Here is an 11121-nt window from a genome sequence, read left to right as displayed (position 1 = left end):
ATATTACTCACCCGTTCGCCACTCGCCACCAGAGCAAGCTCCGTGCTGCCGTTCGACTTGCATGTGTAAGGCATGCCGCCAGCGTTCAATCTGAGCCAGGATCAAACTCTTCAGTTTAATCTCTGTTACTTTGCCGTTTTACCGGCATGGTCGAACTATTTAACTAGTTCAAACCCCTCGCATTGCGAGGTGTTTGCTCACTCAAAAACAACTGACAGGCTGCTTCTTGCGAAGCATCCTATTTCATTTATTTCTTCGTGAACATTTGATATTTTAAGTATGACGTTACCGAAGCAACGCTGCACTTGCATCAAATGTCCACACTTATCGACTGTTAATTGTTAAAGAACTGTATTCGGTTACTGCTTTCGCGCTATCGACAAAGCGTTGTGTTTGTCAGCTGCGAAGAAGGAAAAGTATGAAGCATTTCGCTACGTCCGTCAACTCCTTCTTTTTCTCCACTTCACTCGGCATTTGCATGCGTCGTTCAGCGAGGGGGCGAATTATAGCCAAGCCGCGCACGCCCCGCAAGGGCTATTTTCCAGTCGCGAATGCACCCGCTCACCGCCCAGCAAGCCGGGCCTTCACTTCAAGCGTCATTTTGTGCAGCCTGTCGCAATCGGCTGGTGCGAAGCCATGGCTTTAGGCACAGTGGCAACATCAGACTCTGACACGGCACAACAACAGGTTAAACTTGTCCGCCGCGTCGATTAACTCTCGTATCTTGTATTTGAAAGCGCCCACATGCTCCCGATTTCCAACCTGCCGCAACTGTTGAAAACCATCCTCGCCTGGTTGCAACGGGGATTCGACGCGACCACGACGTGGGTCACGCAACTGTCTTGGTGGAAATTCTTTCTGTTCGCGGCGCTGGCCTTGATCGCCGGCTCGATCTTGCAGGACGAACTGTTCTCGTCCAGCCCCAATGAAGAAGTCGTCATCAAGTCGCACAAGCGGGCCAGCAAGGGCACGGGCGAGACCAATATCCTGATCGACGATACGGGCATCCATTTCAATCCCCGCAATAGCAAGAACCGGCGCAGCAGCACCGCTGATGCGGCCAGCGACCCGGCCGATGCCGCCGAGACCGATGAGCACGCCAACGCCGTGCCGCCGGAACCGCCGGAGCCACCGGCCGCCCCTGCGGTACCGGCCAAACCCAGCTATCCAGTCACGACCAATGCGTCGGGCGAAGAAGTGCATATTGAACTGCCGCCACAAATCGGCGAAGAGCTGTCAAACGCCATTGAAGAAGCGGTGGATGATGCTGCCGAGCAAAAGGTATCGCGCTACCACCAGCAAGCATCCACCTGGTTCAAGAGTTTTGTTTCGCTGCTGGTATTGGCCCTGTTCGCCATGAAGGCCCTGGTCGGCGGAAAAAAACGCGCCGAAGCGGAAACCGTGACGGCGAATGAAGCGGCCGAGCGCGAATCCATGCAGCGCCAGCTCAGCGAAGCGAAGATGCAGATGATGCAGGCGCAAGTCGAGCCGCATTTCCTGTTCAATACCCTCGCCTCCGTCGAGCACCTGATCCAGGTCGATCCGCCCCGCGCGGCCAAGATGCAGCGCAGCCTGATCCAGTATCTGCGCGCCGTGTTGCCGCAAATGCGAGACAACGCCCTGATTACCAACCTGGGCCGCGAGGCAGACATGGTGCAAGCCTATCTGAACCTGCTGAAAATGCGCATGGAAGAGCGCTTGACGGTCGACTTCCAGATTCCTGACGGCCTGCGCAGCGCTGCCTTCCCGCCCATGATGCTGCAATCGATGGTCGAAAATGCCATCAAGCATGGTCTGGAAGTCAAACCGGAAGGCGGCACCTTGCGCATCGTGGCCGAAGTGGCGCACAGCAAGCTGCGCGTGACGGTAACTGACGACGGCCTGGGCTTTGGCGTGGTGCCCAGCGATGGCACGGGGCTGGGATTGCCCACCATCCGCGAGCGCTTGAAACTGCTGCATGGCGACCAGGGCAGCCTGACCATCACGCCGAACCAGCCCAGCGGCGTGTGCGCCGTGATCGAAGTGCCATATCAGCTGTCTAAATAAGGCAGTTGATAAAAACGCTAAATCATTGAATAATCAATCTTCGCCTGTTCACACTTGAGACCTATGCCTACCGCTATTATTGCCGACGACGAAAGACTGATGCGCGACCAGCTGCGCTTGCGCCTGGGCCAAGCCTGGCCGGAACTGGAAATCATCGGCGAAGCCAAGAATGGCGACGAAGCGATCGAACTGGTGGAACAGCTGAAGCCCGACTTTGCCTTCCTCGATATCCGCATGCCGGGCAAGACGGGCATGGAAGCGGCGCAGGTGATCGGCGGCAAGAGCCACATCGTCTTCGTGACCGCCTACGACACCCACGCCGTCGAGGCCTTCGAGCGGGGTGCCGTCGATTATGTGCTGAAACCGCCCGAGCATGAACGCCTGCTGGTGACGGTGGAACGCCTGAAAACCCATTTGAACAAGCCGGCGCTGGACGTCAACAGCAGCGTCACGGCCATGCTGTCGCAACTGGCGGAAAAAATCACGGCCAAACCCACCTACCTGCAATGGATACAGGCCAGCATCGGCCAGGACTTGCGCATGATTCCCGTGGAAGAGATCCTGTTCTTCCGTTCAGACGAAAAATATACGTGCGTGCAGACGGCCAAGTATGAAGCGCTGATCCGCAAGCCCGTGCGCGACCTGGCAGAAGAGCTCGACCCTTCGCTGTTCTGGCAAATCCACCGCGCCACCCTGGTCAATGTGAACGCCATCGAAGGCGTCACACGCGACATCCGCGGCCGCCACCTGGTGCTGATCAAAGGCAAATCCGACAAACTGGAAGTGAGCCGCAGCTTCCTGCACCTGTTCAAGCAAATGTAAGTCCCGGAAATACGCCATCTTGCCGCCGCCCGACCCTTGCCGGCGCGGCGCATCATTCTCTTCCGTTCACCTCCTGCGCCACATCAAGCCGCGCCGCGCCAGCAGGCATAGGCTAGCTAAAGCCCTGCCCGTCATTCGCCATCCTGCCTGCCTTCGTTAATCCGTTCGCAAGGAGATCACCATGCCTGATCGAGGCAGCTCCACACTGTTGCGCATGCTGCCTTTGGGCATGGCGGCGGCACTCCTGCTGTGCCTATTCCCTCCACTGAAAGCCAGCCGGCAACGGCAGGCCCGGGGACAGGCCATCATCGACAGCGCCAGCGACGCCATCATCAGCATCGACAGCGGGCAAATCATCCTGCATGCGAACGCGGCGGCAGCCCGGCTGTTTGGCGACACGCCGGCCGGCATGCGCGGCCGGCGCCTGGGCCAGTACATCCTGCGCGACTTGCGCAGCCTGGGCAGCCACGAGGGCGATGCGCCATTTGACAACATCAGCCAGGAACTGCGCCTGACAGGCAGGCGCGCCACCGACTACACCTTGACGGGCCGGCGCAGCGATGGCTTCATGTTCCCCCTGGAAGGATCGCTCTCGGCCATGCAGGAAGATGGCCGCAGCGTGTTTACCATCATCGTGCGCGACATCAGCGCGCGCAAGCAGGTGCATGAACAGCTGGCCCGCTCCTTTTCGCAACTGCGTGAATTATCGAGTGCGCTGCAAACCATCCGCGAGGAAGAGCGCAAGCACATCGCGCGCGAACTGCATGACGACCTGGGCCAGTTGCTGGCCACCTTGCGCGTCGACCTGACGCTCGTGCGCCAGCACGCGGACACGACCCTGCCATTGCAGGCGCTGCTGTACGGCATGGACAGCTTGCTGGTGACGGCCATCACCTCGCTGCGTCGCATCGCCAGCAATCTGCGGCCGCGCGCGCTCGACGAAGGGGGTTTGTATTTCGCACTGCAAAAATTGCGCCATGACTTCCTGCAACGCCGCGCCGTGCATTTTGACTTGCTGGCCGACGAGGCCGACCTGGTGCTCGACGATGCGCGCAGCACGGCCATCTATCGCATCGTGCAAGAGGCACTGACGAATATCGCGCGCCACGCCGAAGCGAGCCACATCACCATCGCCCTGCACCGCATCGATTCCTCGCTGGCGATCACGATCCAGGATGACGGCCGCGGCATCGCCGAACGCGACCTGGAAAAAGCCACGGCCCTGGGTCTGCTGGGCATGCGCGAACGGGTCTGGGGCTTGAATGGCAGCATTCAAATCGGCGCCGACAGTGAGCTGGGCGGCACCCGCATCGAGATCTCCCTGCCCATGCATGCGGAGGTGGAGGAAGCCGCCATGCAATAAAAAAGGCGCCCGCAGGCGCCCTTCCTTCTTCCAGCAACCATCCGGTCTGCTTAGAACTTGTGGGTCATGCCCAGTTGGTACATCGATTTTTCGCTGAACTGGTCGCGGCCACCGTAGACGTACACAGCGGTACGCTTCGACAGCGGATAGTCGTAGCCCAGGCCAAAGGCCTTGGCCGTTTCCTTGCCGTTCGCGGTGTTGCTGTCCTGCTTCTGTTTCACGTAGCTGACCTTGACGGCACCGCCGCCGATGTCATACGCCAGACCCAGCAGGTAGCTCTTGAATTCGCCGGTGGCAGCGACATCGGTATCGGCTTTCGAGTAATCGAAGGTGACTTTAGCCGGGCCAAATTTGTAGCCGCCGCCAACGATCCACAGTTTTGGCTCAGCCGCTGCATTGGCAACGGACTGTACTTTCTTCTGGTAGCCGGCGTGTGCGCTGGCTGGACCTTGGTCGTACGTGGCAACGACACTGAAGCCCGAATCCGCATCCTTGATTTCGCTGGCGACGTATTGACCGCTGATCACGAAACCGCTGAACGATGGGCTGTTGTAGGTCACGGCGTTGCTGACGCGCGAAGCGCCGACCACCGATGCGCTTGGAATGGCTTGCGCGCCGTTTGGCGATTGGCCGCCGCGCATGACTGGCTCATTGATCTTGCCGATGACGCCATAGGTGTTGAACGGATCAACGCGTGCCAGGGTGCCGTCGATCAGGTCCTTGGTGCGGCCCAGGTAGACGGTACCGAAGTCACCGGTCAGGCCAACCCATGCCTGGCGGTCGAACAGGGTGTTGGCAGTCGCTTGCGCGCCGGTGTCAGCCTTGAATTCGCTTTCCAGGTTGAAGATAGCTTTCAGGCCATTACCCAGATCTTCCGTGCCCTTGAAACCAATGCGCGACGCTTGATTTTCACGTTCCAGCAACGCGCCGCCGGTGGTCTTGGCAATGCCCAGATCGACCACGCCGTAGACGGTGACGTTCGATTGCGCTTGTGCCGTAGCTGCTGCGAAGGCGCCGATGATCAATGCTGCCAGAGTAATTTTTTTCACTTGAGATTCTCTACATTAGGTTGGACAAGATGTGCTGCTGCTTGGTTAGCTGCTTAGCTGCTGAACCGAATCATGCCAACCAAATACTTCAACAATATGACATCGACAAGATGTTGTTTTTTGGCACAACATCTTGTTAAATAAAAACAACAGACGAAAAAAAACCGCCCGCAGGCGGCTCCTCTCGCTGCCAGGCAGCTTATTTCAGGCGGCAGCTCAGCAGCCAGTAATACTCCAGGCGCTTCATGCGGATTTCACGGGCCGAGTGGGCAAACTTCTTGCGCAGATGGCTATCCGATGGGAAATTCTTCAACACCTCATAGCGCTCGCCGCCATCCGTCGTGCGGAACTGGTGGGTGTTGCCTTCCAGGTCAGTACGCGCGATCACGGTGCTGCTGCCATCGACATAGGAATTGTCGATCAGCACCAGCAGGATGTCCTTGCCCAGCTTCGTGCGCAATTGCTTCAGGTATTTATCCTGGTCTTCGCGCTTCACGTGCGACCACCAGAAACCGGCGAATACGGCCGTAAACTTGCCCAGCAGGTCATCGGGCAGATTGAACGCGTCGAGCTTGGCAAAGGTGACATTGTCGGGCAAGCCGCGTGCCTGGGCCAGCGCCAGCATTTCATCATTGATGTCGGTGGCCAACACGGACTCGGCCGTCTCGGCGACGACTTCCGTCCAGTAACCGGTGCCGCAGGCCAGTTCCAGCACGGTGTGCCCTTCCAGCGCGTCGGCGACCTTGTCGCGCAATACTTCCAGGTCTTCCTGGCGTTCGGGCTTGTCATAGACGCGCTCGTACTGCTGCGCGATGGTGGCGTAATATTTGGCAAGCTGATCGGTAATCATGTTTCTTCTCTTCTTAAATATGCTGGGCCGGGCACCTTGCCCGGCCGTGTTCCTGCGTTGTTATAGTTCGTAGTGCTCTTTTTCACCGCTCATCGCCTGCTCGATGAGCTTGCGATTCAGGGTCGGCGTCAGCAACTCGATAAAGGTATAAATATAGCTGCGCAAATACGCGCCTTGCTTGACCGCCACGCGCGACACATTCATGCCGAACAGGTGGCCGACAGGGATGGCGCGCAAGCCCTTGTCGCGCTCGGCATCGAAGGCCATACCCGCTATGATACCAATCCCCATGCCCAACTCGACATAAGTCTTGATCACGTCCGCATCGATGGCCTCAAGCAAGATGTCCGGTTTCAGGCCCCGCAGCACGAAAGCATGGTCGATTTTGTTGCGTCCGGCAAACGCGCTGTCATAGGTGATCAGGGGGAAAGCGGCAATTTCTTCCAGCGTGACGGACTTCGATTTGAGCAGCGGATGCTCGGCCGGCACCACCACCACGTGCTCCCATTGATAGCATGGCAAGGTGATCAGGCCATCGATGGCGGCGATCGATTCCGTGGCGATGGCCAGGTCGGCCTGGTCGCGCTGCACCATCTCGGCGATCTGGCGGGGGTTGCCTTGCAACAAAGACAAGCGTACTTTCGGGAACTTCAGCATGAAGGCCTGCACCACTTTGGGCAAAGTGTAGCGCGCCTGCGTATGCGTGGTGGCAATGGTAAAGCTGCCGCTGTCCTGCGCCGCGAATTCCTTGCCGATGCGCTTCATGCTGTCGATTTCCTGCATGATCAGCTCGACGGACTCCAGCACCAGGCGGCCCGGCTCCGTCAAGCCGCGGATACGCTTGCCATGGCGCGTGAAAATATCCACGCCGAGCTCTTCTTCCAGCTCGATAATGGCTTTCGACACGCCCGGTTGCGACGTAAACAAGGCCTTGGCGGCGTCCGTCAGGTTGTAATTCTGCCGGACCGCTTCGCGCACGAAGCGCAGTTGATGGAGATTCATTGCTGGTTTGCCCTAATTGCCGTAATTTGCCGAAGTTCCGTACCACCCATGATTTTGCGTTCATGCATATACGCATATCGCATATAAGCAAATGCGTACTAAGTAGTTTGGATTAAACGCTAAGTTTATTACTATTGCGGGTACTTTGGGGGTGCAAGCATGACTTTGTCTTATATAGTCTCAGGATTTGCCGTAGGATTACTCGTAGGAATGACCGGCGTGGGCGGCGGTTCGCTGATGACGCCCCTATTAACCCTGCTGTTTGGCGTGCCGCCATCCGTGGCCGTGGGCACCGACCTGGCCTTCGCCTCGATCACCAAGAGCGCCGGTACCCTGACGCACCGCCTGCGCGGCACCATCCGCTGGGATATCGTCAAGCGCCTGTGCATGGGCGCCCTGCCCGCCGCCGTCATTTCCACCCTGGCACTGAAATCGTTCGGCACCCTGTCGCCGGAAATCGGCCAGATCATCCGCTATTCCATCGCCGGCTCCGTGCTGCTGACGGTGGTGGCGCTGATCTTCAAGGGCCGCATGCTGGCCTGGATCAACGCCCATCCAGAGAAACAATTACAAGGCAACAAGCTTGCCGCCGCGACCATTATTTCCGGCGCCGTGCTGGGCGTGCTCGTGACGGTGTCGTCGATCGGCGCCGGCGCCATCGGCGCCACCTTGCTGGTGATGCTGTACCCACGCATGAGCTCGGCCGAAGTGGCGGGCACCGATATCGCCTACGCCGTGCCCCTGACGGCCATCGCCGCGCTGGGCCACTGGTGGCTCGGCTCCATCCACTGGGAATTGCTGGCCTCCTTGCTGGTCGGCTCCCTGCCCGGCATCACGCTCGGCTCCTGGGTAGCCCGCTCCGTGCCGGAAAAGTTTTTGCGCGTGCTGCTGGCGATGACCTTGACCGGCGTGGCAGTAAAGCTAATCTATTAAAGAACATCAGTATCAAGAACATAATCCCAGGCAATCTTCCAGCACCCCGGCTTTTTTAGGAATTGATATGTACCATTACGATCAGTACGACCACCTCATCATCAAAGAACGCATCGCCCAGTACCGAGACCAGGTTGCGCGCCGTATCGCCAATGAACTGACGGAAGAGGAATTCATTCCGCTGCGCCTGCAAAACGGCCTGTACATGCAGCGCCATGCCTACATGCTGCGCATCGCCGTGCCCTACGGCTTGCTGTCGTCGAAGCAGATGCGCATGTTTGCGCACATCGCGCGCAAGTACGACCGCGGCTATGGCCACTTCACGACGCGCCAGAACATCCAGTTCAACTGGATCGAACTGGAACAGACTCCCGATATCCTCACGGACCTGGCGTCCGTGGAAATGCACGCGATCCAGACGTCCGGCAACTGTATCCGTAATACAACATCGGACCCCTACGCCGGCGTCGCCGCCGATGAAATCATCGATCCGCGCCCGTACGCGGAAGTGCTGCGCCAATGGAGCACCTTCCATCCCGAGTTCATCGCCCTGCCGCGCAAGTTCAAGGTCGCCATCAATGGCGCCGAGGAAGACCGCGCCGCCATCGCCGTGCACGACATCGGCTTGACGGCCGTGCGCAACGCGGCCGGCGAAGTGGGCTTCAAGGTAATGGCCGGTGGCGGCATGGGCCGCACGCCCATCCTGGGCAGCGTCGTGCGCGAGTTCCTGCCGTGGCAGCATTTGCTGACGTATATCCAGGCCATCATGCGCGTGTACAACCTGCACGGCCGCCGCGACAACAAATACAAGGCGCGCATCAAGATCCTGCTGAAAGCCATCGGCGTGGAAGAATTCACGCGCCAGGTGGAAGCGGAATGGGTCGACCTGAAGGATGGCCCGGAAACCCTGACGCAGGAAGAAATGCAGCGCGTGGCGGACTTCTTCAATCCGCCCGCTTATGCCACATTGCCCGAGTTCGACTACCGGGCGGAACACGCGGACAACAAGGCCTATGTGAACTGGCTGGCGCGCAACGTCAAGCCGCACCAGCGCCCCGGCTACGTGGCCGTGGTGCTGTCGCTGAAGAAAACGGGCGTGCCGCCGGGCGACGCGACGGCAGAGCAGATCGACTTCGTGGCCGACCTGGCCGACCGCTACAGCTTTGGCGAATTGCGCGTGACGCATGAACAGAACCTGGTGCTGGCCGACGTGGAGCAGACAAAACTGTTCAAGCTATGGCAGGAAGCCAAGGCGCACGGCCTGGCCACGCCGAACATCGGCTTGCTGACCGACATGATCTGCTGCCCCGGCGGCGACTTCTGCTCGCTGGCCAACGCCAAGTCCCTGCCGATCGCCGCCGCCATCGCGGAGCGCTTCGACAGCATTGACTTCCAGCACGACATCGGCGAGATCGAGCTGAACATTTCCGGCTGCATCAATGCCTGCGGCCACCATCACGTGGGCAGCATCGGCATCCTCGGCGTCGACAAGGATGGCAGCGAATGGTATCAAGTGTCGATCGGCGGCGCGCAAGGCAACAACGCCGCCATCGGCAAGATCATCGGACCATCGTTCTCTTCCCTGCAGATGCCTGAAGTCATCGGCCGCCTGCTGCACGTCTACGTGCGCGAGCGCCATGAAGGCGAGCGCTTCGTCGACACGGCCCAGCGCCTGGGCCTGGCGCCGTTCAAGGAACACGTATATGCAACGCCGATTACGGTCGGCAACCTGGTGGGAGAAGACGAATATGTTTGAAGTACGCGAAGAGATCATCAAGAACGCCGCCGTGGTGCCGAATGACTGGGGCCTGCTGCGCCTCGATGAAAACGAGACGCCGGACACCGTCGTCGTGCCCGCCGGCAAGGTCATCGTGCCGCTGACCGTATGGCAAGCGCAGCGCGCGACCCTGGCCGCCCGCCTGCCCGACATCGGCGTCTGGCTGGCCAGCGACGAGCGCCCGGAAGAACTGGCCGCCGACGTGGCGCAGCTGCCCGTCATCGGCGTGGATTTCCCGAAGTTCACGGATGGCCGCGGCTATTCCATCGCCTTCAACCTGCGCGCCCGCCTGGGTTTCCGTGGCGAATTGCGCGCCATCGGCGACGTGCTGCGGGACCAGCTGTTCTCGATGCACCGTGTCGGCTTCGATGCGTATGCGACGCGCCCGGACCGCAGCATCCATGACGCCCTGAAAGGCTTGTCCGTCTTTTCGGAATCCTACCAGGCTTCGTGGGACCAGAAGTCGCCGCTGTTCCGCCGCCACCACCGCGAAGGCCAGAATCCTGACCTCGACAACGCGGCCGGCATCTGAGAAAGACAGCCATGAGCGACCTCGCCACTTTAATTGACGCCACCGAGCAAACGCTGACACGCATCGCCGCGGACTTTTCGCCGGCCGTGTTCGCCTCTAGCCTGGCAGCCGAAGACATGGTGCTGACCGACATGATTCTCAAGGCAAAGCTGCCGATTGGCATCTTTTCCCTGGAAACAGGCCGGCTGCACCAGGAAACCCTGGCCGTGCTCGACAAGGTCAAGGCGCACTACGGCCACGACATCGCCCTGTACCGTCCGCAGCCGGCAGCCGTGGCCGCCTATGTGGAACAGAACGGCTTGAATGCGTTCTACAACAGCGTCGAGATGCGCCGCGAATGCTGCCGCATCCGCAAGGTCGAGCCGCTGGGCCGCGCCCTGACCGGCAACAAGGCCTGGGTCACGGGCCAGCGCCGCGCCCAGTCCACCACGCGCGCCGAACTGCACGTGCAGGAAGACGATGCGGCGCACGCGATGACGAAATTCAATCCGCTGGCCGACTGGTCGGAAGACGACGTGTGGGCCTACATCCGCGCCAATGACGTGCCCTACAATGCACTGCACGACCAGGGCTACCCATCCATCGGCTGCGAACCGTGCACGCGCGCCGTCCAGCCCGGCGAAGACGTGCGGGCCGGGCGCTGGTGGTGGGAAAACCCGGATTCCAAGGAATGCGGCCTGCACATGGTGGACGGCAAACTCATACGCATCAAATCCGTGGCAGCCTGAACAGACATAACAGACGCAG

The 11121-nt window shown here is 59.8% G+C and carries 10 protein-coding genes and 1 rRNA gene; 7 read left to right on the top strand and 4 right to left on the bottom strand.

Annotation, left to right across the window (positions count from 1 at the left end; translation table 11 throughout):
* A 16S ribosomal RNA gene (locus ACZ92H_RS20615) occupies positions 1-117 on the bottom strand; the annotation flags it as partial.
* Between the two features lie 627 nt (positions 118-744).
* Here ACZ92H_RS20615 and ACZ92H_RS20610 point away from each other — a divergent pair.
* From ACZ92H_RS20610 to ACZ92H_RS20600, 3 genes are all read left to right on the top strand, one after another.
* Positions 745-2046 (top strand): sensor histidine kinase, encoded by a 1302-nt coding sequence (locus ACZ92H_RS20610; protein ID WP_131373738.1) that lies wholly within the window; start codon positions 745-747, stop codon positions 2044-2046.
* Between the two features lie 63 nt (positions 2047-2109).
* Positions 2110-2868 carry a LytR/AlgR family response regulator transcription factor gene (locus tag ACZ92H_RS20605; RefSeq protein ID WP_071324779.1) on the top strand — a complete coding sequence of 253 codons (759 nt, stop codon included), beginning with the start codon at positions 2110-2112 and terminating at the stop codon, positions 2866-2868.
* A 181-nt stretch (positions 2869-3049) separates the two neighbouring features.
* Complete coding sequence (locus ACZ92H_RS20600; protein ID WP_465050845.1) at positions 3050-4231, top strand: PAS domain-containing sensor histidine kinase; 1182 nt, start codon at positions 3050-3052, stop codon at positions 4229-4231.
* Between the two features lie 50 nt (positions 4232-4281).
* Here ACZ92H_RS20600 and ACZ92H_RS20595 read toward each other — a convergent pair whose 3' ends face one another.
* The 3 genes from ACZ92H_RS20595 to ACZ92H_RS20585 all read right to left on the bottom strand — a co-directional run bounded on the left by ACZ92H_RS20595 (position 4282) and on the right by ACZ92H_RS20585 (position 7132).
* Positions 4282-5280, bottom strand: a complete 999-nt coding sequence (locus ACZ92H_RS20595) for a porin (protein WP_131373740.1) — start codon at positions 5278-5280, stop codon at positions 4282-4284.
* A gap of 199 nt (positions 5281-5479) precedes the next feature.
* Entirely contained in the window at positions 5480-6130 is a 651-nt protein-coding gene (locus tag ACZ92H_RS20590; protein WP_131373741.1) for a class I SAM-dependent methyltransferase, read from the bottom strand.
* Between the two features lie 60 nt (positions 6131-6190).
* Positions 6191-7132 (bottom strand): CysB family HTH-type transcriptional regulator, encoded by a 942-nt coding sequence (locus tag ACZ92H_RS20585; RefSeq protein ID WP_092798526.1) that lies wholly within the window; start codon positions 7130-7132, stop codon positions 6191-6193.
* Positions 7133-7291: 159 nt separating this feature from the next.
* Here ACZ92H_RS20585 and ACZ92H_RS20580 point away from each other — a divergent pair, with 159 nt between their 5' ends.
* From ACZ92H_RS20580 to ACZ92H_RS20565, 4 genes are all read left to right on the top strand, one after another.
* Positions 7292-8065 carry a sulfite exporter TauE/SafE family protein gene (locus ACZ92H_RS20580; RefSeq protein ID WP_131373742.1) on the top strand — a complete coding sequence of 258 codons (774 nt, stop codon included), beginning with the start codon at positions 7292-7294 and terminating at the stop codon, positions 8063-8065.
* 67 nt (positions 8066-8132) lie between these two features.
* The gene (locus ACZ92H_RS20575; RefSeq protein WP_465050844.1) at positions 8133-9821 is read left to right on the top strand and encodes a nitrite/sulfite reductase; all 1689 of its coding nucleotides are present in this window, start codon (positions 8133-8135) and stop codon (positions 9819-9821) included.
* Positions 9814-10374: a DUF934 domain-containing protein gene (locus ACZ92H_RS20570; protein ID WP_465050843.1), complete on the top strand. Its 561-nt coding sequence runs from the start codon at positions 9814-9816 to the stop codon at positions 10372-10374. The genes ACZ92H_RS20575 and ACZ92H_RS20570 overlap by 8 nt, the downstream gene beginning before the upstream one ends.
* 11 nt (positions 10375-10385) lie before the next feature.
* The gene (locus ACZ92H_RS20565) at positions 10386-11102 is read left to right on the top strand and encodes a phosphoadenylyl-sulfate reductase (RefSeq protein WP_465050842.1); all 717 of its coding nucleotides are present in this window, start codon (positions 10386-10388) and stop codon (positions 11100-11102) included.
* The last annotated feature ends 19 nt before the right edge of the window (positions 11103-11121 follow it).

It is taken from the genome of Janthinobacterium foliorum (assembly GCF_978021625.1).
Note: the sequence above shows the minus strand (reverse complement) of the source record. Positions and strands in the feature narration are given on the sequence as shown.